Below are 24,604 nucleotides of genomic sequence, written 5' to 3' on the forward strand. Positions count from 1 at the left end.
CCAAGGCAAAGGACAAAGAAAATAAAGAAGCAGCCGAAAAAGCTCTTGAAGAAGAAAAAGGCAAAGCCAAAGAAGAAATCGACAAGCTACCAAACCTAAGCGACGAAGAAAAAGACACATACAAAGGTAAAGTAGACGAAGCAACAGACAAAGCAGGAGTAGACAAAGCTGTAGAAGACGCCAAGGCAAAGGACAAAGAAAATAAAGAAGCAGCCGAAAAAGCTCTTGAAGAAGACAAAAAAGCAGCAAAAGATGAAATAGACAAACTACCAAATCTAAGCGACGACGAAAAGAATGACGCAAAAGGTAAAGTGGACGAAGCAACAGACAAAGCAGGAGTAGACAAAGCTGTAGAAGACGCTAAAGAAAAAGACGCAGAAAAGGCATCTGACCCAGCAGACAAAGCAAAAAAAGAAGCGGAAGAAGCAAAGAAAGAAGCCGAAGAAGCAAAAGCCGAAGCAGAAAAGAAAGCAAAAGAAGCAGAAGAAAAAGCTAAGGAAGCAGAAAAAGCAGCCGAAGAAGCAAAAAAAGCAGCAGAAGAAGCAGCTGAAAAGGCAAAGGAAGCAGAAGAAAAAGCTAAAGAAGCAGAGGAAAAAGCTAAGGAAGCAGAAAAGGCAGCCGAAGAAGCAAAAGAAGCTAAGGAAGCATCAGAAGCAGATCCTAATAACCAAGAATTAGCAGAAAAAGCTAAGGAAGCAGCAGAAAAAGCTAAGGAAGCTGAAAAGGCAGCCGAAGACGCTAAGAAATCAGCAGAAGAAGCAAAAGAAGCTGCAGATAATGCAAAAGAAGAAGCTGAAAAGAAAGCTGAAGAAGCAACGAAGGCAGCTGAAGACGCTAAGGAAGCAAAAGAAGCTGCAGATAATGCACAAAAAGAAGCAGATAAAAAAGCTAAAGAAGCAGAAGAAAAAGAAAAAGCACTTCCTGCAACAGTTGCCGATAAAGAAAAGGCTAAAGAAGAAATTGACAAGCTACCTAAGCTAAGTGACGCAGAAAAAGATAAATATAAAAAACAAGTTGACGATGCAAAGACAAAGGGCGAAGTAGCAAAAGTTGTAGAAGAAGCTAAAGAAAAATCAGCTGGAGGACAAACACCACCTACACCAACACCAACTCCTACACCTAACCCAAGCGTAGACAGGGATCATGATTACTGGTATAGACCATACTGGACATATAGTTATGGACCATCTACTACAACAAAGGTAACACCAGCAAAGTCAAATCTTGTAAAACTAGAAGCAAAATTAGTAATTGGTTCTAAAGAAATGATCAAATCAGTAGATGGCGTAGACCAAAAAGTATTTATGGACATTGCACCATTTATTGAAAAAGATAGAACAATGTTACCTATTAGATTTGTAGCAGAAGCATTAGGATTTAATGTTCAATGGGATAATGAAAACAGAACAGTAATCCTAATTGACAAAGAAAATGTAGTTAAAATTCCAGTAGATACAAATCAAATAATTGTAAACGGAAAGGTTTATGAAAGTGATGTAAAACCAGTCATTAGAAATGACAGAACAATGCTACCAATAGCAAATATAGCAAGAGCATTGGGCTTAAAAGATGGCAAGGATATTTTCTGGAATGGAAATACAAAGGAAGTACTAATCACAAGAGAAGTTTCAAAATAATAACTTCAAAGCTGAAAAGAACTTTCCATAAGACTTATAAATCTAACCTTATAGTCTTAGAAAAGTGAATATTTGCTAAATCTTAGCAATAAAAGAAGGAGCTGAGCCAAGTGCTTAGTTCCTTTTTTCATAAAAAGCTACCTCTTCACATGGAATTGTAAAGAGGTAGTTTTTTTATATAACTTTATTCTTCTGTCAAAATTTTTAATATTTCCGAATAAATATTTTCTGCATTCTTTTTAAAGTTTGCAGAAATTTTTTTTGCCATGATTTCATCTGCTGTTTCGATTTTTAAGTCCAAGACAGCTATTTCGTCGTCCTTTATTTTTAGGTGGGCGAAGTTTATATCATCTTCCTCAAAAGCTTCTCCTGAAACTGAATTTTTAAGGAGAAGTTCGTGGCGATATAAATCTATTTTCTCATCTAAAAATTTTATATTTTCTTCTGGTATTTGCTCATAAAAAATATCTAGGGTCTTTTCTCCATCCTCTGATAGATAATATTTTTTGTCGCCGTCAAAGAGGACGAGCCCCGTCGACTCCAAGTCATTTAAATACTGTTTGAAGTAAAAGTAGTTAAAGAGCTCTATGTCTAAGACAAAATAGGAGAGGTCATTCTCCTTTAGTTTGTGGTTAAACTTATCTATGATGTAGAGGATCAATAATTTATTTAATGCAAGTTCAAAGGAACTTTTTTCCATGTTATCACCTTCTCTTAAATTATACCAAAGCAGGGCTTCTAATAGCAATTAAAGATGAATTTTTGCCATTTTTTGATATAATGTAGGTGGAGGAATTATGGAAAGACAAATTTTATTTTCTCGTCAAGAGATAAAGGAAAAGGTAGAAAGTCTGGGCAAAAGAATTACAGAAGACTTTGACGATAATTTCGTAGTCATTTCTCTTTTGAGAGGCAGCTTTATTTTTGCGGCAGACTTAGTTAGAGAGATTGATAAATTAGTTGAGATAGATTTTCTCACAACTTCATCCTATGGACACAGTGAGTCTTCCAGTGGAGAGGTGAGATTTTTGACAGACCTACGCACAAATATAGAGGGCAGAGATGTTCTTGTTGTAGACGACATTTTAGACACGGGGAACACTCTTTATGCAGTGAAGGAAAAACTTTTAAGCTACAAGCCAAAGTCCTTAAAGACTTGCGTCTTACTTGACAAGCCTTCAAGGAGAGAGGCAGATGTATCTGCTGACTATGTTGGCTTTGAAATTGATGATATTTTTATTGTTGGCTACGGTTTAAATTATGGCGACCACTACAGGAATGTGCCTTACATCTACACTTATAAGGAAAAAAATGAAAAGATATAAAAAGAAAAACTTAAATGTCATGAGCGTCAATTCCTTGACTCTTGTGCTTGCAATTATTTTTTTGACCTTTGGTTTTAATATTCAAGAGAAATACAGCTTTTGGGGAACTTTTATTACAGAAATTTTTATAATTTTAATCCCAGCAATTCTTATTTCTTCAACGGGAAATATTAAAGAGGTTTTAAAAATTAAAAAGATTTCTGGTGAGAGCATTTTAAAGACAATTATACTTGTGATTTTGTCCTACCCAGTGATTTTACTTTTAAATGGAATATTTTTGTCCCTTCTTTCAAATTTTATTGAATACAAAAATTTCCCCATGGAGTTAATGCTGCAAAATGTTCCAATTTTTAATTATTTAATATTTATGTGCCTAGTGCCTGCTATTTGCGAAGAAGTTTTCTTCAGGGGAACTCTCACTAATGCCTATAATGTCTATGGGGAGAAGTTTGCCATAGTGGTATCTGGTCTTGTCTTCGCTCTATTTCACTTTGACATACAAAATTTTATCGCCCCCTTCTTGTTGGGACTTTTGTTTTCAAGTTTAATCGAAGTTACGGGCTCAATAATCCCAGCCATAGTGGCGCACTTTGTCAACAATGTCATTGCAGTTTTGACGGCAAGGTATGTCAATGAAAGGCTCTTTGAATTTTTACGCAAGACAAAACTTTCTCGCGAAATTGGCTCTCTTGAGCTTTCAATTATAATTTTACTTATTGTAGTTTCAATTTTTTCTGTGATTTTAATTAGACTAATCCTTAAAAATTTGAAAAAGGAAAACCAAGAGGATGTGGAAATAAAAATTAGGTACAGAGATGTGGAAGGCATTGATTTATTTAACTTCGTGCCTATAATTGCCCTTGTGATTTTGTATTTCATCTATCACTACATTGTTTTTTAGGAGGTAGGATATGGATAAGATAAGAGAAGCAGCTGATTTAATTTTAAGGTCAAAAAAAGTTTTTGCCCTAACTGGCGCAGGAATTTCTACAGATTCAGGCATACCTGACTTTAGATCTTCCTCTGGCTATTATTCCAAGATGGACCCCATGCTTGCCCTTTCCAAGGATAGACTAATAAACCATCCAGAAATTTTTTATAAGGAAGGCTACAAAATTCTTGAGGACTTAAACGACCAAGAGCCCAATGATGGACACAAGGCATTGGCAAAAATGGAAGAGGAAGGATTTCTTGCAGGCATAATTACGCAAAACATCGACAACCTTCATGCCAAGGCTGGCTCAAAAAATATTTACGAAGTCCATGGGGAAACTCGTGGCACTCACTGCATGAAATGTGGACGTGAATATCCCTTTGCCCTCATGCGTGAAAAAGTTGAGAGGGGAGAAATTCCACCTAAGTGCGACCACTGCGGCGGCACAATCCGTCCAAATGTAGTTATGTTTGGAGACATGATGCCTGACGACTTCGACAGGGGAGCAAGAGAGCTTAATGACACAGACACCCTAATAGTTGTTGGTTCATCACTTACAGTTTCTCCAGTAAACTTTTTGCCAAACTATGTGGACCACTTAATCATAATAAATAATGACCCTACGCCAATGGATAGGCGAGCAGATGTAGTTATTCATGAAAATTCTTCAGTTGTACTTCAAGAAATTTTAAAGGAGCTTGAAGAAAGATCATGATGTACGGAGATTTCGCATATTTTTACGACAAGCTCATGTACGATCTTGACTACGAGAAAATTTATAAATTTATAAAAGAGCTTCTGGGGAAAAAGTCTCTAGAGCCTAAATTAATTTTAGAAATGGCTTGTGGCACAGGTGGACTGACAGAAAAGTTGGCAAGGGACTACAAGCTTCACGCCTTTGACTTATCTGATGACATGTTAAGCGTCTGCCAAAATAAAATAAGAAGTAAAAATTTAAAATTATTCAAGCAAAATATGGCGGGATTTTCTGCGCCATCAACTTATGATGCAATAATTTCTGTTGGCGACAGCCTAAATTACCTGACTGATGTCAGGGACTTTGAGGCTGCAATAAAATCTGCTTACGCTTACTTAAAGGAAGATGGAATTTTTATTTTTGACCTCAATACAGAATACAAATTTAAAAATATTCCCTCAGTGACAGTGGACGAAGTGGATGATGTCTTATATATTTGGGAAAATATCTACGATGAAGAAGAAAAACTAAACACCTACGGAGTTAATTTTTTTAGAAATATAAGGGACAATGACTACAGGAGATTTTACGAGGAACACTTAGAGAGAGCATATGACCTTAGCTTCGTGAAAAATTTATTGGAAAAAACTGGATTTAAGGACCTAGAAGTTTACGACGACTACGACTTTAAAGAGGCGGGAGAAGAAACTTCAAGATACACTTTTGTCGCTAGAAAATTTTATAAGTAGATTGCAATAGAGTACAAGATGTTGTACAATATCTTTAAAGAGGTGAGCTTATGTTAGCTGTTAATTATAGTGAACTTAGAAAAAATTTGAAAGATTATTGCGACGCAGCCGTTGATGATTTGGAAACAGTTTTGGTTACAAGAAAAGATGACAAAAATGTTGTTGTAATAAGTTTAGATGAATACAATAGTTTAATAGAAAATGCTCATATCATGAAAGATCCAAAGTATTATAAAGAATTAATACAAAGAGCAGAGGACGTTGAAAAGGGAATTTATAAAGAAAGAGAACTCATTGACATAGAATGAAAATATTGTTTCACGACAAGGCTTTTTTGGAATATTTGTCCTGGCAAAATACTGACAAAAAAACTTTAAAGAGAATAAATGAATTAATAAAAGATATTATGAGAAACCCCTACGAGGGCATTGGAAAGCCTGAGCCTTTGCGCTACCAATTAAGTGGATATTGGTCCAGGAGAATTAATATAGAAGATAGACTTATTTACAAAATTGAAGGAGATTTGTTAATTATAATTTCCTGTTCAGAACATTATAAGAAAAATAGATAGCAGAGGCTATCTTTTTTTAGGAGGAAAATTTGGGATATATTTTAAGAGCAATAGATGAAAGTGAAACTATAAAAATTTCTGCTGCCATTACCACTGATGTAGTGGAAGAGGCGGCGAAAATTCATAAATTATCAAAGACTACAAGTGCTGCCCTAGGTAGAGTTTTAACAGCTGCAGCAATTATTGGCTCATGGCAAAAAAATGAAAAGGACTCCATAACTCTTTCCATAAACGGCAATGGACCTGCTGGAAAAATTGTTGCAACTTGCAAAAATGACGGCTATGTAAAGGGTTATGTTACAAATCCTGGGGCTGACCTTCCTATAAGGGAAGCCGACGGAAAAATTGATGTGGCTGGAATTGTTGGCGAAGGAAACTTAACTCTTGTCATGGATACGGGCTTGAAGAAGCCCTACACAGGAACAGTTAATCTAACTACTGGAGAGATTGCAGAGGACCTGGCTGTTTATTTTCTACAATCTGACCAAGTGCCATCAGCTGTTGGACTTGGAGTTCTCGTTGATGTTGACTATTCAATAAAGGCTGCTGGCGGATTTATTATTCAGCTAATGCCCGATGCCACTGAAGAGCAAATTTCTAAGCTTGAAGAAAATTTAAAGGACCTTCCAAGTGTAACTTCAATTTTAGATGAATATCACGACGCAGAAAAATTAATTGAAATCCTCATGAAGGACATTGATTTTAAAATTCTTGAAAAGAGGGAGATCACTTACAAGTGCAACTGCTCTCGTGAAAAGGTTGAAGATGCAATTGTCTCTGTTGGTCCCAGGGAAATTGAAGAAATTTTAAGAGAGGACAAAAAGGCTGAAGTCTCCTGCTACTTCTGCGACAAGGTCTATGATTTTGACGAAAGTGACTTAGAGAGAATGCTAAAAAAGGCAGAGGACATAAATAAAAATAGAGAAATTGTTATTCATGATAATTTTTAAGTAAAAATTTGCAAAATAAAAAGATAGGTGAGAGCCTATCTTTTTTCATGCTTAAATATTTTTAAAAACTTTTTCCATTGGCTTTAATACTACAAGTACAATTACAGATGAAACTGCAATTTGAATTATGTTGCCTGGTATTGATGCCAGTGGAGTTACAAAGGATGAAAGTATAAAAACTTCTCCAATGTAATAAACTGCAACTTTTACTAGGGCAACTAGGACAAAGGAAAGAAGTAAATTTTCAAATTTCAAGTGCTTGTAATTAAATTTGTTAAGTATGTAACCCATGATGAGTGCAGATATAACTGTCATAGGGGACCACATTGCCCAGCCACTTGTGAGGTCAAAGAGTCCCATGCCGAGAGCTCCTGCTGTCATTCCAACTCTTTTATCAAAGAATATTGCAGCTAAAAAGAAGGGAACATTGCCAAGGTGGATAAGTCCTCCATTAGGTGCAAAGGGCAGCTGAATTTTTACAATCCATGTAAATACATAGACGAGGGCGATAAAAAGTGATGTGATAACTAAGTCTTTTACTTTAAAATTTTTCATGATTGCTCCTTTTTATTTTCTTAATTTTATAATAGCACGATTTATGTCACAAATAAAGAAAAAAAGGTCGACAATGCGACCTTTTTGTAAAATATTTTTTACTCTTCAAATTTTTTTAAATAATAAAGGCGCCAGTCTTATCGATTTCAAGAGGCAAGACCTTGTAATCGCCCTTTAATTTTTTTACTTGCTTTTTTATGAAGTCCTTAGAATTTTTGTCTTCGGAGTCCAATAAAATCATGATAGTGGAGCCAGCACCACTTAGGTAGTGACCAAGGGCAGGGCTTTCGCCTATAATTTTTTCTATTTCATCTATTTCTGGTATGAGTTTAAACCTGTAAGGCTGGTGAATTTTATCTTCTAGGGCAACTTTTATATTTTCTTCGTCGCCAGAAATCAGTGACAAAATCAAAAGTGATAGGCGAGATAGATTAAAGACTGCATCATCTCTAGTGTAAGTTTTAGGCAGTGCTTCTCGCGCCACTTTTGTGCTGAGTTTAAAGTCAGGTATTAGTGCCAAAAATTTTATCTTTTGAGAAAGCTTAAACTTTTCAACAAAAACTTGACCCTGGTCATAAATTGCTGCTGTTGCTCCGCCAAAAATTGCTGGTGAAACATTGTCGGGATGACCTTCCATTTCTGTTGCAATTTTTAAAATTTCTTTTTTGTCAAAATCTTTTTTCATGACATCAAAGGCTGCCATTATGCCCATGACAACGCAGGAGGCAGAAGAGCCAAGTCCACGAGACATAGGTATGTCTGATGTTAGTTTAAATTCTAGGGGGACAATTTTTTCGCCACAGACCTCAAAGCTTTGGGCGTAGGCTTCATAAATCAAATTATTTTTTAGGTTTTCCTCAAAAGCCTTTCTGTCTTCACTTATTTTAAATTCACAAGTGTTATATAAGTTTAAGGCAAGGCCAAGAGTGTCAAAGCCAGGTCCAAGGTTGGCAGATGTGGCAGGCACAGCAATTCTCTTGCCGCGGCTTGCAAATTTTAGGACCTCTTCATCTATTTGGCTTTTATTTATTTTTGTCTTGTGAATAATTTTTTTGTCCCTTAATTTTTTTATTTCAGAAGGAATTTTAACGCCAGAGATTTCATAAAGGGCGTCAATATTTTCAAACTCATCAAGTGATACTTTTTCGCCAAGGGCAGATAAAACTGATGAAGAAAACTTATAGGGACTGGCAGTGGAAAGGATCACTGTATTTTTTAAGGAAAGCTCATCTACTATGTGTTTTGCCACAGCTGTGTGGGGGTCGATTAAATAATTTTCTTCCCTAAAAGTCTTTTCTATAGTAGCTTTTGTTTCATCTTCACTGGCATAGCCCCACAAAAATTCACTGAAGTCATTTTTAAATTCAAAGACATGATTTTCAGCAAGCTCTTTCATTTTTTCTCTTACTACTTTATCAGATGACTTGTGGTAAATTAGTCTCTCCAAATTGCTTGAAACCAAAATGTCCATGGAAGGCGAAATAGTTTTTTTCAGCTCCCTATTGGCATCGTATTTTCCAGTCTTAAAGAAGTCTGTTAGGACATTATTTGAATTAGATGCAATGACCAGCTTTTCTATAGGAAGGCCCATTTTACTTGCGTAGTAGCCAGCCAAGATGTCGCCAAAGTTTCCCGTTGGTACGCAGAAAGAAATTTTGTCGCCGCAGGAAATTTTTTCTGCCCTTACTAAATCAGCATAGGCATAAAAGTAATAGACAATTTGTGGCAAAAGCCTTCCAATATTTATTGAATTGGCAGAGGAAAGGTAAATATTTTTTTCCTTTAATTTTTCTTTTATGTCTCCATCCTTAAAAATTTTTTTCACAGCAGACTGGGCGTCATCAAAATTTCCGTCAATTGAAATAACCTTTGAGTTCAGTGAGTCTGTGGAGTCCATTTGCCTTTTTTGAATGGCAGAAACTCCCTCTGTTGGATATAAAACTAAGATGTCTATATTTTCTGTGTTATAAAAACCTTCAAGGGCAGCCTTTCCCGTGTCGCCAGAAGTCGCAGTGAGAATCAGAGTTTTGTCCTCTATGCCAAGAGATTTTTTGGCATAGGACAAGAGGTTTGGAAGAAGGCATAAAGCAAAGTCCTTAAAGGCAGCAGTCCTTCCATGATAAAGCTCTAGGTAAAAATCTTTTTTACAAGTTACCCTTGCAATTTCATCTTCAAAGGACCCATAGGATTTTTCTATTAGCTTTAAAAGTTCGTCGCTGTCAAAGTCCGTCAAGTATAGGGACAAAATTTTGTGGGCAAGGTCAGTGTATTTTAGACTTAAATTTTTACTTATGTCAAATTTAGGGAAGGATTCTGGCACAAAAAGTCCGCCGTCATCAGAAATCCCCTTTACAATTGCTTCCCTGGCTGATATTTTTAAGTTGGAATTTCTAGTTGATAAAAACTTCATATTTCCTCCTCTATTTCTGCAATGAAGATGCCTTCTAAGTCACTTATAACATGAATTAATTTTTCGAGCTTAAGATTTTTTGTAATTAAATGGTGGTCTTCTCCCACAATTTTTTCTGATGAGATTAAATTTTTAAGGTCGTCAGAAACTTTTTGGCATCTCAAGTAATATTTTTTCTCTAAATTATTTTCCACTGGGTAGGAATTTTCTGCCTGGTAAAAAGCCTTTATTTCTCTTTTGGCAAGGATTCTAAGAAGGTCGCGCATAATTGCATCAGCTGTCTCAAGTTTTCCTGCGCCAGGTCCCTTTAGTTCATAGGATTTAAAATTTTCGCCGTGAACTTTTATGGCATTGGTTCCATCAAAGGTATTTGCAAAAAAATCATCTCTTAAAAATCTTGGCATGACAGAAATATTTATCTTGCCATCACTTAAAGAGGACTTGCCAAGGAGTCTAAGGGAGTAGCCCAAATCTTTGGCAAAGTCAAAATCAGATTTTTTCACACTATCTATGCCAAAGGTAAAAATTTCATCTTCACTAATTTTTGCCCTGTAAGCTAGGGAGGATAGAATCCTAATTTTTCTCATGGCATCAAGCCCACCTACATCGGCAGAAGGGTCAGCCTCTGCATAGCCAAGCTCTTGCGCCTCTTTTAAAACCTCATTATAGTCAAGACCTTCTCTTTCCATTTTTGAGAGGATATAATTTGAAGTTCCATTTAAAATTCCAGAAATTTCATAGATGTCGTTAAAGAAAACTTCCTCCATGAGGGGATGAATTATGGGAATGGCACCTGCAACAGCTGCCTCATAGGCAAAGTAAACTTTATTTTCTCTGGCAAGGTCATTTAAGTCTTCAAAATATTTTGAGACTACAGCCTTGTTGGCAGTGACAATATTTTTGCCAGATTTCATTAGCTTTACAATTCTCTCATAAGTTTCCTCTAAGTTTGAAGTAACATCAATAACTGTGTCCACAGGAGAATTTAAAATTTCTTCAAAATTATCTGTGAAGATCAAAGTCTTGTCGTGAGGCTTTCTCTCTTTATTTTTATTTTTTATTAAAATTCTTTCTATTTTTATATCAAAATTATTTTTCAGTAAATCTTTTTTCTTTTTGTACAAAATTTCTTCGAGGCCTGTTCCCACAGTGCCAAAGCCCATTATTGTAATTTTCAAATCAAACCTCCAAGAGTTTCTTTGCTATTTGCACAGCATTAGTTGCAGCGCCCTTTCTAATGTTGTCGGCACAGGACCAAAGGTTGATGCCATTTTCAACAGTAAAGTCTCTTCTAATTCTTCCAACATAAACTTCGTTTTTGTCAGCTGACATGAGTGGCATTGGGTAAATTTCATTGGCTGGATCGTCCTTTAAAATCATGCCAGGATAATCAGATATAATTTTTTTCACGTCTTCAATTTCAAAGGGTTTTTCCACTTCAACATTGATAGAAATGCTGTGAGAATTTTTTACAGGAACACGCACAGTTGTAGCTGTCACAAGTAGGGAGTCGTCGTGAAGAATTTTTTTAGTTTCGTTAATCATCTTCATCTCTTCCTTTGTGTAGCCATTGTCCAAGAAAACATCGATTTGTGGAATACAATTATTTACAATTGGATATTTGTAGGCAAGATTTGTTCCCTTTTCAAGGTCAGAAATTCCCTTGATGCCAGAGCCAGATACAGATTGATAAGTTGAGTAAATAACTCTCTTAATCTTGTACTTGTCGTGAATTGGCTTAAGAGGAAGGACTGACTGAATAGTTGAACAATTTGGATTGGCAATAATTCCCTTGTTCATTTTAATGTCCTCAGGGTTAATTTCTGGAACAACTAGGGGAACTTCTGGGTCCATCCTAAAGGCAGAGGAGTTGTCCACAACAGTTACGCCAGCTTTTGCGGCAATGGGAGCGAACTTTTCGCTGACAGAACCGCCAGCAGAGAAGAGGGCAACCTTAATGTCTCTTCCATCAAAGGAGTCTTCCTTTAACTCCTCAACAGTGTAGTCCTTTCCGCAGTAATTAATAATTTTTCCTGCAGATTTTTTTGAGCTAAACAAGTACAAATTGTCAATGGGGAAATTTTCCTCGCTCAAAACCTTTAACATCATACTTCCAACAAGACCAGTTGCACCAACAACTGCTACATTAATTTTCTTCATCTTTTTCCTCCTTGTAAAACTCTCTGTAAATAGCTTCAATAGCCTTTTCAAAATCCTTAGTTTCAACGCCAATAATAATATTAATTTCGCTGGAACCTTGGCTTATCATCTTAATATTTACGCCAGCTCGGGCAAGAGCAGTAAAGGTCCTTGAAGACACGCCCTTTTCATTTATCATGCCGCGGCCAACAACTGCAATAAGGGAGATGTCACGCTCCCAAGAGATACTGTCCACATTCAAATAGATTTTTAACTCTTCCATAACCTTATTTAACTTTGGTGCAATTTGCGAATCAGAAACAATGACAGATACAGAATCAATGCTTGATGGCATGTGCTCAATGGAAAGGTCGTTAGATTCAAAGACAGTAGTTAGCTTCCTGAAAAAGTCTTTTTCAGTGTTCATATTTACCTTTTCAAGATTAATAACAGTGAAATCTTTTTTGCCAGATATGCCCGTCACAATATTTTTATTTTTATAAGCACACTTAGACAAAATCAAAGTGCCCTCTTCGTGAGGAGCATTAGTATTTTTAATATTTATAGGAATATTTTTGTCGCGAAGAGGAAAGATTGCCTCCTCGTGAAGGACCTTTGCGCCCATGTAGGAAAGCTCGCGAAGCTCCTTATAAGTAATAGTACCAATGGGGCATGAGTCCCTTACAATTTTTGGGTCGGCAACTAAAAAGCCGCTGACATCAGTGAAATTTTCATACATTTCTGCATCTAGAGCCGATGCAATGACAGAGCCAGTGACATCAGAACCACCACGAGAAAAAGTGTGGACCTTGCCAAACTCATCTAAGCCATAAAAACCTGGCACAACAGCCCTGTCGTGCTTAGTCAAAATATTTCTAATATTTTCACAGGACTTGTCTAAATCTAAAGTCCCTTCATTAAAAACAATTAAGTCCCTTGCATCCACAAAATCATAGCCAATATAATTAGCAAGGACTTGTGCGCTGATAAATTCGCCACGACTGATGACAAAGTCGTAACTTGCGCCCTTAGTAATCTCATTTTTCACATCAGCTAGAATTTTTTTGATGTCAATATCCAAAACAAGATCATCAACAATATTAATAAAAACATTCTCGATGATCTTGTAAACTTCATTAAAATTCAAATCATGGTCACTTAGCTCGTGACACATTGCTAGAAGGTCAGTAACCTTGTGATTGTTGCTTATGCCTTTGCCAGGCGCAGACACAACGACATAGGATCTGTCAGGGTCCTCCATGATAATATCCTTAACCTTTTTCAGTTGGTGAGCATCTGCAAGAGAACTGCCACCAAATTTTGCAACTTTCATCTTTTTCTCCTTTTTTCAAATAAAATAAGTAAGTATAAAATTATGTTTAAAAAATTCATGTTTAGTACAAAAAAACAGAAAAAATTAAAAAGTAATTTTTACGATTATACAATTATTTAGTCAGATTGTCAATGAAAGGTCAGCCAAATAGGTTTATTGCAAAAAACAAAAAAATTTTAAAAAGTTATAGGAGAAAAAACAAGCTAACAAAAATAAAAATCGGGTAAAAATTTAATAGAAGGGCAAGTGATTTTAAGGAGGTAGAAAATGAAAAGCAGTGGATTATTTTTTGAGAAAAGAGAAGATGGCTCCTTCCTAATAGGTTATGAAGATTACGATGTAGAGCTTTTTGGCGGTGATGACATTGAGGTTACCTATTGTTTAGATAAAGATAATTACAAAATTCTTAAAGAAAAATTAGGCTTAAAGGGAGAAATGGACTCAGAAATAAAATTAAAAAGAGCCTTCGGTTTAAATTTTAGCTCTCTAAAATTTTGCGAATTTTGCCAGGAAAATAAAATCCAGTACAAAAAGAATGTCCTCATTTTATAAAACTAAAATTTTTATTCAAAACATATTTGACCACTATCTGACAGAGCCGGTTTGGGACAAAGAAGAGATAATATACGGCAGAATTTCATATGAATTTGCCAATAGCATGCAAAATGGAGCATGATGTAATTGGTTATTATGCTCGCCCTGATATTCTTGAGTTAAAAGTTAAGGAGAAATAAATTTTAATTTTATCAAGTTAAACAATTAATAAAGCTTTTATAATTACGATTATAGTATGAAGAAAAGGCCGAGTAAAACTCGACCTGATTTTTTTGTAAGCTTTTAAATTTATTTTCTTGAGAAGGAGTTATGCTTATAAAATTTTTTCTTCATTAGTTCTGCCACTAATGCATATACTAGGGAAATGGAAAGCATAGCAAGGAGGGCATCAATTGGTAGGCTAACTAGTCCAAGATAAGAATTAAGAGGGCTGTATATTATTCCTATTAAGATTAAGCTCACAAAAACTATGGCAAAAATTAATTTTGAAGAAGGCTTGCTCTTAAAAATAGGTCTTGCAGTTCTGACTATTAACATAACAACCATTGCAGAAATTACGGATTCTAACATCCAGCCTGTTTGGAAAAGTTTCTCGTCAGCCTTAAAAATAAAAAGCAAAACAAAAAATGTTACATAGTCAAAAAGAGAAGATGTTATTCCAAATACTATCATAAATTTTTTGATAAATTTCATATTCCATTTTACTGGACTCTTTAACCAATCTTCGTCTACAGAGTCTGAAGCAATTTGCAAAGAAGGGAAGTCTGTAAATAAATTTGTAAGTAGAATTTGCTTTGGCAATAGTGGCAAAAACTTTAAGAAAAGACTTGCACCTGCCATGGAGAACATATTTCCAAAATTTGCACTTGTTGCAACAAATATATACTTCAAAGTGTTTATAAAAGTTCTTCTACCTTCTTTTATTCCAGATAACAATACTTTTAAACTATTTTGCAATAGAACAATAGAAGCTGCATCTTTTGCCGTATCAGCTGCTGTGTCAACGGATATGCCAACATCTGCTTCTTTTATAGCTGGTGCATCGTTTATGCCATCGCCCATATAGCCTACTACCTCTCCAGCTTCTTTATAGGCTCTAATTATTTTTTCCTTTTGATTTGGACTTATTTCAGCAAAAATATCAATGCCTAGAACTTTTTTGTTTAGTTGACTTATTGAATAGGAACTTAACTCTTCGCCAAGCAAAATTTTTTCTGGATTAAGACCTATTTGACTTCCAATGTTTTTGGCAATTTCTTCATTGTCGCCTGTTATCATTTTTAAAGAAACGCCTAGATTATTCATTTGGCTTATTACATCTTTGATATCTTCTTTTAAGGGATCAATAAATAATAAGAATCCTTTAAAAATCATGCTCTTAGCTTTTTCCTTTTGAAAGTCAGTCTCCTCACTTAAAAGCTTATAGGAAAGTCCTAGGACTCTGTAACCCTGGCTTGAAAACTTATCAAATAAATCAAATATTTGACTTTTAATTTCATTAATGTTTCCAATAGAATTATCAGACTTTTCATAAGAATCACATATATTTACAATGCTTTCAAAGGCACCTTTTGTAATCATAAAATTTTTATTTGAAAAATCAGAGCCAGTCTTTACCATTACACTTAGAATTTTATTTTCAAAGGAGTAGGGGATTTCAAAAAGCTTCTTATAAGTAGAAAAATCATTTTTATTTGAACTTAAAATAGCTTCATCAATTGGATTTTTATAGCCTTCTTGAAAATAGGAATTAATAGCAGCAAATTTATTTAAGTCTTCGCATTTTTCACCCTTAAAATTTAAGACTCTATCAAGCTTGACCTTGCCCTTTGTTATTGTTCCAGTTTTATCAGAACACATAATTGTCATTGAGCCAAAATTTTCTATGGAATTTAATTTTTTTACTATTACACCTTCCTCAGACATTCTCTTGGCACCTTGTGACAAATTCACACTAATTATAGCTGGCAACATTTGAGGGGTTAAGCCAACAGAAAGAGCCAAAGCAAACATAAAGGATTCTAAAAAAGATTTATTTAAAACAATATTAAATATAAATATTAAACCAATTAAAATAGTTGTAACATGTAAAATTAAATTGCCAAAATCCTTTATGCCTTTTTCGAAATCAGTATCAGAATCCTTTTGACTGAGAGATGAAGTAATTTTACCAAACTCAGTATCTTTGGCTAAGTTAACAATAATTGCCTTGCCAGAGCCACTAATAACATGAGTGCCCATCCAGAGGGAATTTTTTCTTTCAGATAGACTAGTACCAGCAGGTAACTTTCCACATAACTTTTCAACAGGGAAAGTTTCTCCAGTTAAACTTGACTCATCAGTAGAGAGAGAATTATCATCAATAAGCAAACAATCAGCAGGTATCATGTCGCCTGTTTTTACCTTAATAATGTCGCCAATAGTCAAATTTGCATTGTCCAATTCCTTAAAAGTGCCATCCCTTAAAACTGAAGACTTAACACTGACAGAAGAAAGGAGTTTTTTTACAGCATCCTTTGCCTTGCTTTCATGAAGATAGCTCAAAAAAGAAGAAATCAAAATTATGATTAAAATAATGACCCCGTCAGAATAATCCTTTAAAAATATAGATAAAATTGCGGCAAAAATAAGTATCATAGTTATTGGACTTTTAAATTGAGACAAAAAAATCATAAAATTAGAAGCAGATTTCTTTTCCTCAAAAATATTTTTACCATAAGTGGCAATTCTATCCTCAGCTTCTTTATTTGACAAACCAGCTTCACTTGAATTTAATTTTTTTAAAATATCATCCTTATCATAGGACCAAAAATTTTTCATACTTGCCTCCTAGATAGTTCAAATATATATCTATTAATAATAAAATACAATAGGATTTACAAAAATAAAAATATGTAAGTAAAATAAAAAAGACCGAGGGCTCGGTCTATGAATTTATAAAAAATTTGCAATTAAATTTTCGATTTTATTTTTATCTTTTACATCAAAAGTCAGCTTGTGAGAATTAGAAAAGGCATCTAGACTTAGAATAATTTTTTTATCATCAGAATAGTTAATTTTAATATTTTTTATCTTGTCAAAGGGAAGGAACTTAATCAAAGTCGTGGATCCCATAAAAATATTAAAACCATTCTGCCTTATGCCAGGAGAAGAGATTATAGAAAAAAGCAAGACAAGAGATGAGAAGGCGAGAATAAAGTCCAAGATAGACTTAGAGGAGAACTTAAAAGGCATAGCGAAAACAACAAGAGTAAAAATAGCAAGTATGAATAAAAACTTCCTTTCAAGTTTAACAGAAACAAGATTTTTCCTCCTAAGATTAAAATTATAGATAGAATTTATTATAAATATAAATAAAATAAAAAATTTCATAACATCACCTTCATTTATTATAGGATGAAAGACAATGGTTGCAAAATAAAAGACCCTAGTTAATATTAGGGTCTTTTATTTTGTATTTAAATTTTATTCCCATTCTTCTTTTCCAAACGTCCAATATATCCCAAACTATTCAAAATAATAGGTTCTATTTTTCTAATATCACCAAATCCACCTAATTATAGGACATTTTCAAATTTTTAGTCCCGTCTCAGTCCCAGTACCAGAGAATAGAATTCTTATTCTTGAATATACTTCAAATTTTTATAACTTACTAAAAATGTATTCCTTCTAGCTCTTGTTAATGCAACATATAATTTATTCTTGGTAGATGCAGGTAATTTATCTAAACTGTTATCTAAGAATAATTTCTCTGTTTTTTCATTCAATATTATGCAAATATCTTTATAGCAATCTTCTCCTTTTACATCTCCCCAATTTTTATGAGTATATCCATATTTTTTTGAATTGTTGTAATGTAATTTAATAATATTTTCATCATTAAAAATACCCTTTATTTCATCCTCTTTATCGATATATTGAAACCTAGAATTATCATCACTAATATGATTCGAATATATTTCTATATCCAAATTATCTCTGATAAATTCACAAGTTTTATTATTACATCTCCAACTCTTATCAAAAGTATTATCATCAACAATAAATCCATTTGATAAGAACTTATCTTTATAACTATTGTAATCCTTAAACAAGTTTTTATTTACAGGACCATCTCTACTTGTATCATAGGTATGTTGAAAAAAATCACCAACAAAAAGTATCTTTACTTGCGACTCCATAATTTTTAAAAGGAAGTTAAAGTCTCTACCTGAAATATCCTGAATTTCATCAATAAGTAATTCATCAAAATATTTTTCTATTCTTTTTTTTATGTCATCAATAATATCAAAGTATTCGAAACTCATAGCCAATCTATTACTAAAAAAATATCCTGATGACGTAAGATAATACTTTAAATCCGTTTTCTTTATGCTTGTTAATTTATTGCTTTCAAAAATTATTCCTTTAGCTCTTACCTTGTCAGCTAAAAATGGTTTATAACAAAAGGAATATAAAAAATTAAAATATGTCATTAAACTAACATTGCTAGGGAACTCTCCATTAAATTTTTCCAATATTTTCTTCTTAATATTGGAAAAATTATTTGTTGTGTAAGTTATAATTAAACTTTTCTTATCCAAAGATAAATTATCAATAATATAGCTAGTTTTACCAGAACCTGCTACTGCAAAAATTACTCGTTTATCCAATTTATTGCTCTTTCTATATATTCAGGCGCTTCTAAATCACCAATCTCAGCTAGTCTAAGAGCTGAAGTAGTTTTATTCTTTAACATATACTGTAGTGCCTCTTTACCAAACTCAGATTCACAAACCTGCTTATTCTTTTCATATAAATAATATTCAAAAGTTGGTTTCTCATTATCTTCTTCAAAAAAAATTTTTATATTTTCAGAATTATAATCATTATATTTATTGATACATTTTTCTTGATAATTTGAATCATTATCGGTTATTACCGCAACCTTAGAGCCCGTTATTTTCGCTATATCCAAATACCTTTTGAAACTTAAACCCCTAATGGCTAAAACATGAACGCCTTCATAACTAAGGCTTTTTTTAGTCACATCCATATAAAACTCATTAAAAAGTATAAACTCTGAGGGTCCTTCCACTAAAATCAATTTTTCAGATAATATAAATTCTAAAATTCCAGCTGGTGGTGCTTTTAAAAAATAATCAGAGGTTTCTTTATTTAGAGATTTTAAATAAAGAGGAACATTACTTTTTTGTTTAGATAATATAATCAAATTATACAATTCAAGCCCAGTACTTATAAGACTACTATGTGTCGCAATAAAAATTTGACCATTCTGATGCTGTTCAATATTTGCAATTAATTTTTTTAAATTAGTATAACTTAAATGGTTTTCAGGTTCTTCAAATAATAAAATGTCCACATTTTCACCTGATTTTTCTAATGCAAAGTCAGTTTTTATTAAAACTTGTAGCCCAGTTCCTCTATTATTTAATGCAATTGAATTTTCGTATATCATAAGTTCATCACTAAATACATTTGAAAAACTATTTTGTAAGGCAAACTGATAATTTTTGTCTGTTGGGAGCCTTTCGTTTAACTCCTTAAGATTATCTTCACAAAATTTTGATTTCATTTGTCTATATTTACTTTTGTGATTTATTCTCTCAAGTTCGTTTCCTTCTGTATATTGTTGATACATTTTTTGTACAAAATAATTTGTTTTATATTCAGAATTCATATTGCCGCTGTCTATAAACACAGTTCTAAGTTTCTTCTTATACCCACTAAAAGTTTCATCTGAAAAAGTAGAAAATCTTATTTGATAGTACTCATAAGGAAAAACCGATGTTTCTTCTGATAGAAATTCGTTTATTTCTTTCCTATATTCATCATTTGGAGAGCAAACCAGTCTAATTCCATCTGTAACAATTCCTAACGAATTATTATTACCATTCATAGTATGATCAAATTCACCTTTTAAGTACAACTCAACCTTCATTTCTGGCAAATTTTCATATCTTTTAGAATTCTGAAATTTATTAATAGCATCAATGTTTATTAATTTATCCAATCCTATATTTTCAACTCTTTTAATACTTCCTGATGCAGCAAGCTCAATAGCTTCCAGTACCGAGCTTTTTCCTACTTCATTATCACCCACTAATATATTAACTCTTTCATTTGGACATATTGTATAATCCTCAAAACTCTTAAAGTTTATTAATCTTATCTTATCTATTGTTACTGACAATTGTACCTCCCAGCATACTTAATATTATTCATCATTGTAAGCATTGTCTTATAGAATTATCAAATTCATTAATCCTAAGCTCTCTATTAAAGAATGGAAGCCCTATAATCCTATACTTATTATCATCCACATAAGTTTTTGTAGGTATCCCTTGATTCTCAATCTTTAACAGGAAATCTTCTTTCCATTTGTCTTTTTCTAGTAGATGGCTTCCTTTAGGTTCGATATAAATTTGTTCTTGCAAATATCCATCTGAACCTTTCTTTTGTAAGAACAATAAAAAGTCTGGCTCAAATCTTTCGCCTGTGTCAAATTCATAAATAGCCAAGGCCGGAATTCTCTCATTTCTTACCAAATAAATTTCATCATATTTACTTCTTAAATCTTTAACTATCCCTTTAAAGTATTTGACAAATGCTTTTTCTTCACCTGTTCCATAATTATCATTATAGACATACCAAGGCTCGTATGATAAATCCAAAACATCTTCATTTGCAATCATGGATTGAGATACTCCTACTCCTTCACCATGTGGATTAGATATATATATTTTTTTATCTTTTAAAACCTCGTAAATCCTCTTAGCGTAGAATTCCTTTGTCCCTTCATACTCAGTCTCTATTTTTTGTAGATATAATGATATTTCTTTAAGTATTTTCATTGTTCCATCATAAAGATCTTTAGCTTGCAACTTTTCATACGGACTTTCTATTTGCAACATTATATTTCCTAAATAATTTTCAGATTGTAAAAATTCTTTCTTTGATTTTAAATTAGGAAAATATGATTTAAGTGTATTAAATTTTAAGACCTCAAAATTTGACATTGCACCTTCAACAATATTTAAAGGTATATTTTTAAATTCATATTGAAAAGTATTGGTTATCCCATTAGCCTTTACTTTTCCTTCATCGAATAATCCATATATAAATGAAGTCCCTGTTGAAACTTTATGCTGGCAATAACTATTTTGTATTTTTTTATCTATACCTGTGACTGACTTTCTTGACTTTTCAACTTTTCTATTTGAAAATACATAGGCTTCTCTGAAAAAATCTGTTTGTTTAAATTCATCTTTCAATATATAATTTATTTCCATCGGAGCATCTGCTAATAAACCTGTCTGTTTTAGAGCATATCTTAACTCACCAATATATCGTGAATCCTGCATTGAATGATACAAGAGTGTTTCCAATATCCTATTTTCATTAGATATATCATAGTCATATTTACGCTTATTTCTTGGCTGATCATCTTCAATTTTAAATGGACAATACCTAGCTCCACGTCCTATTAGTTGAGCTTCACTGATAGTTGTTTTCCCAGGCTTCCCATTTTTTCCATCTCTTGTTTCATACAACCTTACAATATCAAAAAGATTTAATACATCCCAACCCTCATTTAGCATATCAACTGTGAAGATTATTCTATATGGATTATCTTTTGCTTCAAGAGAGTTTACGGCAACCTGTTTTTCCTTTTCTTCAGATTCACTCTTAGAATTTAATATTATAGAGTTTTCAGTTGCAAATCCTAATTTTATATCAGATACAAGAGCATTTAGACTTGGGTCTTTATTTAGAAAATAATCTATAGAATTTCTAAGGTATTCATTATCAGAATCCTTATATTTTAGAATTTCATCAGCCTTGAGATTATTCAATTTTTGGTAAAAATCATCATAAAATGCTTTTGACTCTTTAATAGTTTTTGATTTTAATAAAACAACAGGTTTTATATTTTGACCATGGTCTCCAAACAAATGTCTCCTATATTCACTTATTACAAGCGATAGCAGCGTTCTTGTCCACCTGTCATAATCACCTTGCATATTATTAAAATCTTTAGTATATCCACTTTCTCTAAACTTAGATAAGGTGTAATCATATACAATTTTATCCAAATATTTCTTCTCAACATTAGGGTCTTTCAAGTCAGCAGTTGCTGTAAATTCTAACAAGGCATTATCTCTATTTGCTCTAAATATTTTTTCAATTGTGTATTCCCAGCTTTTGGCATTTTCTTCTAGGTTTGTTTTTTCACTTTTTGTAAGACCCTTAGTAACAGTATTTATATGGTGGGATTCATCTGAGATTAAAACAATCTTATCATCCTCAAAATCATCAATAGTAGGCGAATTCTCTTTTGGAAAATTCATGTCCATGTGAAGTTTTTGTGTGGAAGTAAAACAAATATTAATAGAATTTTTATCGTAAAAGGCAAAATTATTTACTTCTTTTACTTGAACTTGATCGCCCATCAATTCGATATTTTCTGCAAAAAGATACTTAATAGAAGATTGATTGAGGAAATTTTCCTTAGTCTTTTCTATAATATTGTTCTGATTTACAAAAAATAAGAATTTTCTATAGCCCTTGGTATATAAATATAAAATAAGTCCTGCCATTATAACAGTCTTGCCAGAACCAGTTGCCATATGAAATAAATTATGGATTTGTTTATTTTTAATCAAATCACTTTCAACATAGGTTATAAAATATCTAAAAGCATCTTCTTGGTAATCACGCAAAATTATATTGGGATTTAAGTTTGACTCTATATAGGAAGGCAATTCTTTTAAAGCTCCTATTTTTTTAATAACATCTAACTCTTGGTACAAATATTGGTCAGCCATAATATCACTCCTTGCCATAGAAGCTTCTAGTAAATGCCTTATCAGCCTCACTCACCTTATAATCTTCATCATCTATATCTGATAAATTTACATAAAGTTGGTTTTTATTTAAAAGCTCCATAACAAGATTTCTTTGCTCATCAATACTAAGCTTATCAAAATCATCTTGATTTTCTTTTAAATCACTTGGGAGGACAGAAGGAATTAATTTTCCATGGTCAATGGCCTTAGTTAATATTTCTTTAACGGCATCTGAGTTCTTAGCATCTTCTAGTTCATTAACAAGATTTTCATTATCTTCTAAAAGCTCACAATAAACAAAAGAACCGCCTCCTTGCCAATTTACTGTTTTAGAAATACCAAACTCAAAACCTTCAACGACCTTTTGTAGTCTTTCCAAGCCAATGGATATTTGTTCACTCATTTGCTCTATTCCTATATATTTTCTTCCCAATTTATGGGCAGTTGCCGCTGTTGTTCCGGAACCAAGATGATAATCTAATACAATATCTCCTTTATTGCTTCCCATTTCGATAATTCTTTGAAGTAATTTTTCTGGCTTTTGTCCAGAGAAATCTAATAATTCAGATCTGTATCTATCTGTGGGGTATATATCATCCCACCAATCTTCAAGTTTTTTCCCTTGAGCTTCAGCTTTTTCTTTAAAATCTTCTTTAGTATCAGCATTTCCAAATACCTGACCTGTATTATGAACGCCACTTTTATGCTTAACGTATGGCTGATTAAATAATGTATTTTCTCCATTACCATAATATAAAATATCATCATGTTTTCTCGGTAAAAACCTTGAGCTTCCTGATGGACCAGTATAACACCAAATAATATTATTTTTAAAATTTTCTTTTCCAAAGATATCATCCATTAATACTTTTGCATAATGAGACTCATTAAAATCCAAATGTACAAATATAGAACCGTCTGATTTTAGTAATCTTTTTGCTATAGCAAACCTATTTTTCATAAATGTCAACCAAGTTGAATGATTAAATTTATCATTATATTTAAAAGAATCACCTCCGGTATTAAAAGGTGGATCAATGTAAATAAGCTGTACTTTACCTTCAAAATTTTCTAATAGAGAAGATAGCGCAAGCAAATTATTTCCTTTTATAATTAAATTATCATCTTCCTTAAATTCTATATTTTCTTCTATTCTTTCTTTGGTGTATCTCTTAGCATTACCTAAAACTTTTGGAGCAAGAAGTCTATTTACCTGGTCTGGGGCTAAGGTTTCATTATAAAAAATTTCATCTCTTTTTTGGTCTTCTTTGGTCTGCCCTCCTTCAAGAACACAGTCTTTGTAAGGCCATACCAAGAAAACATCTTGTTTTTGACTAATTAGATTATTGTTATAATCTACCAGTCCTATCTTATTTTTATACATAGTAAAAGAATCCGGAAGAAATTCTTTTGATTCTAGTACCCAGACAAATTTATTTTTATCAAAAACATATATGTCATCAATTTTTGTAAAAAAAGCTTCTTTCAATAAATCGTTATTTAGCAAGGCCTTTAATAATTTCTCATCATTAGCCCTTGCTGCATCTGATACTTTTGTCTTAATAATTTGATTGGATTCTCCAACAAAACGCTCATCAAAACTCAAAACTTTTTTTAACTCATCTAAAAATTTCATAACCTACCTCACATAATCCATAATATCTTCAACCTTACACTCAAGAACATAACAAATTTTTGCTATAGTTTCTAAGTCAATTCTTTTAACTTTATTATTACAATAAGAATTGAGTTGCGTCCTTTGAAGATTTGCTTCTTTTTCTAATTTGTTTTTGCTTATATTTTTTTCTTCTAAAACCTGGTCTATTTTAAAAATAATTTTCCCAAAGTTTTGCATAAATTTCTCTCCCTTGTAATTTTAAAAATCGGCATTTCAATTAAT

General features: G+C 32.9%; 22 protein-coding genes. 9 read left to right on the plus strand and 13 right to left on the minus strand.

Annotated features, from left to right (window positions below; all coding sequences use genetic code 11):
• The coding region (locus Q0U74_RS05890) for a stalk domain-containing protein (RefSeq protein WP_297393260.1) at positions 1-1,637 on the plus strand (1,637 nt) is incomplete at its 5' end.
• 184 nt (positions 1,638-1,821) lie between these two features.
• On the opposite strand, the gene Q0U74_RS05895 is transcribed toward Q0U74_RS05890, so the two are convergent.
• Positions 1,822-2,337, minus strand: a complete 516-nt coding sequence (locus Q0U74_RS05895; protein ID WP_297393262.1) for a DUF4364 family protein — start codon at positions 2,335-2,337, stop codon at positions 1,822-1,824.
• 97 nt (positions 2,338-2,434) lie between these two features.
• On the opposite strand from Q0U74_RS05895, the gene hpt reads away from it, so the two are divergent.
• From hpt to hslO, 7 genes are read left to right on the plus strand one after another with little or no spacing between them, the layout of a single operon-like run.
• A complete protein-coding gene (gene hpt, locus Q0U74_RS05900; protein ID WP_288166538.1) occupies positions 2,435-2,962 on the plus strand; it encodes a hypoxanthine phosphoribosyltransferase in 528 nt (175 codons plus the stop codon).
• Positions 2,949-3,863 (plus strand): type II CAAX endopeptidase family protein, encoded by a 915-nt coding sequence (locus Q0U74_RS05905; protein ID WP_297393264.1) that lies wholly within the window; start codon positions 2,949-2,951, stop codon positions 3,861-3,863. Before hpt ends, Q0U74_RS05905 begins: the two co-directional genes overlap by 14 nt.
• Positions 3,864-3,873: 10 nt before the next feature.
• Entirely contained in the window at positions 3,874-4,611 is a 738-nt protein-coding gene (locus Q0U74_RS05910) for a Sir2 family NAD-dependent protein deacetylase (RefSeq protein ID WP_070610536.1), read from the plus strand.
• Positions 4,608-5,342 (plus strand): class I SAM-dependent methyltransferase, encoded by a 735-nt coding sequence (locus tag Q0U74_RS05915; RefSeq protein WP_297393267.1) that lies wholly within the window; start codon positions 4,608-4,610, stop codon positions 5,340-5,342. Before Q0U74_RS05910 ends, Q0U74_RS05915 begins: the two co-directional genes overlap by 4 nt.
• Before the next feature lie 50 nt (positions 5,343-5,392).
• The gene (locus Q0U74_RS05920; protein ID WP_297393269.1) at positions 5,393-5,650 is read left to right on the plus strand and encodes a type II toxin-antitoxin system Phd/YefM family antitoxin; all 258 of its coding nucleotides are present in this window, start codon (positions 5,393-5,395) and stop codon (positions 5,648-5,650) included.
• A complete protein-coding gene (locus tag Q0U74_RS05925) occupies positions 5,647-5,913 on the plus strand; it encodes a Txe/YoeB family addiction module toxin (RefSeq protein WP_019125765.1) in 267 nt (88 codons plus the stop codon). The genes Q0U74_RS05920 and Q0U74_RS05925 overlap by 4 nt, the downstream gene beginning before the upstream one ends.
• Before the next feature lie 29 nt (positions 5,914-5,942).
• Entirely contained in the window at positions 5,943-6,863 is a 921-nt protein-coding gene (hslO, locus tag Q0U74_RS05930) for an Hsp33 family molecular chaperone HslO (protein ID WP_297393272.1), read from the plus strand.
• A gap of 51 nt (positions 6,864-6,914) precedes the next feature.
• Here hslO and Q0U74_RS05935 read toward each other — a convergent pair whose 3' ends face one another.
• From Q0U74_RS05935 to Q0U74_RS05955, 5 genes are all read right to left on the minus strand, one after another.
• Positions 6,915-7,418, minus strand: coding sequence for an ECF transporter S component (locus tag Q0U74_RS05935; protein WP_297393273.1), 504 nt, complete (start codon positions 7,416-7,418; stop codon positions 6,915-6,917).
• Between the two features lie 115 nt (positions 7,419-7,533).
• A complete protein-coding gene (thrB, locus tag Q0U74_RS05940; RefSeq protein ID WP_297393275.1) occupies positions 7,534-9,828 on the minus strand; it encodes a homoserine kinase in 2,295 nt (764 codons plus the stop codon).
• Positions 9,825-11,006, minus strand: a complete 1,182-nt coding sequence (locus Q0U74_RS05945; RefSeq protein ID WP_297393277.1) for a homoserine dehydrogenase — start codon at positions 11,004-11,006, stop codon at positions 9,825-9,827. The genes thrB and Q0U74_RS05945 overlap by 4 nt, the downstream gene beginning before the upstream one ends.
• 1 nt (position 11,007) lies before the next feature.
• Complete coding sequence (locus tag Q0U74_RS05950) at positions 11,008-11,988, minus strand: aspartate-semialdehyde dehydrogenase (protein ID WP_297393279.1); 981 nt, start codon at positions 11,986-11,988, stop codon at positions 11,008-11,010.
• Positions 11,975-13,300 carry an aspartate kinase gene (locus Q0U74_RS05955; RefSeq protein ID WP_297393281.1) on the minus strand — a complete coding sequence of 442 codons (1,326 nt, stop codon included), beginning with the start codon at positions 13,298-13,300 and terminating at the stop codon, positions 11,975-11,977. The genes Q0U74_RS05950 and Q0U74_RS05955 overlap by 14 nt, the downstream gene beginning before the upstream one ends.
• Positions 13,301-13,567: 267 nt before the next feature.
• Between Q0U74_RS05955 and Q0U74_RS05960 the strand changes: the two genes are divergently transcribed.
• Positions 13,568-13,852, plus strand: coding sequence for a hypothetical protein (locus tag Q0U74_RS05960; RefSeq protein ID WP_297393283.1), 285 nt, complete (start codon positions 13,568-13,570; stop codon positions 13,850-13,852).
• Between the two features lie 291 nt (positions 13,853-14,143).
• On the opposite strand, the gene mgtA is transcribed toward Q0U74_RS05960, so the two are convergent.
• From mgtA to Q0U74_RS05995, 7 genes are all read right to left on the minus strand, one after another.
• On the minus strand, positions 14,144-16,675 hold the full coding sequence (mgtA, locus tag Q0U74_RS05965) for a magnesium-translocating P-type ATPase (protein WP_297393285.1): 2,532 nt from the start codon (positions 16,673-16,675) through the stop codon (positions 14,144-14,146).
• A 114-nt stretch (positions 16,676-16,789) separates the two neighbouring features.
• Positions 16,790-17,227 (minus strand): hypothetical protein, encoded by a 438-nt coding sequence (locus Q0U74_RS05970; protein ID WP_297393287.1) that lies wholly within the window; start codon positions 17,225-17,227, stop codon positions 16,790-16,792.
• Between the two features lie 245 nt (positions 17,228-17,472).
• Positions 17,473-18,507: an AAA family ATPase gene (locus Q0U74_RS05975; RefSeq protein WP_297393289.1), complete on the minus strand. Its 1,035-nt coding sequence runs from the start codon at positions 18,505-18,507 to the stop codon at positions 17,473-17,475.
• On the minus strand, positions 18,492-20,048 hold the full coding sequence (locus Q0U74_RS05980) for an ATP-dependent endonuclease (RefSeq protein ID WP_297393291.1): 1,557 nt from the start codon (positions 20,046-20,048) through the stop codon (positions 18,492-18,494). The genes Q0U74_RS05975 and Q0U74_RS05980 overlap by 16 nt, the downstream gene beginning before the upstream one ends.
• 31 nt (positions 20,049-20,079) lie before the next feature.
• A complete protein-coding gene (locus tag Q0U74_RS05985) occupies positions 20,080-22,683 on the minus strand; it encodes a DEAD/DEAH box helicase family protein (RefSeq protein ID WP_297393293.1) in 2,604 nt (867 codons plus the stop codon).
• A gap of 4 nt (positions 22,684-22,687) precedes the next feature.
• Positions 22,688-24,340, minus strand: a complete 1,653-nt coding sequence (locus Q0U74_RS05990; RefSeq protein WP_297393295.1) for a site-specific DNA-methyltransferase — start codon at positions 24,338-24,340, stop codon at positions 22,688-22,690.
• A gap of 3 nt (positions 24,341-24,343) precedes the next feature.
• Entirely contained in the window at positions 24,344-24,559 is a 216-nt protein-coding gene (locus Q0U74_RS05995) for a helix-turn-helix transcriptional regulator (protein ID WP_061101759.1), read from the minus strand.
• Between the last annotated feature and the right edge of the window lie 45 nt (positions 24,560-24,604).

Source organism: uncultured Peptoniphilus sp. (assembly GCF_946998875.1).
GTDB lineage: Bacteria > Bacillota > Clostridia > Tissierellales > Peptoniphilaceae > Peptoniphilus_A.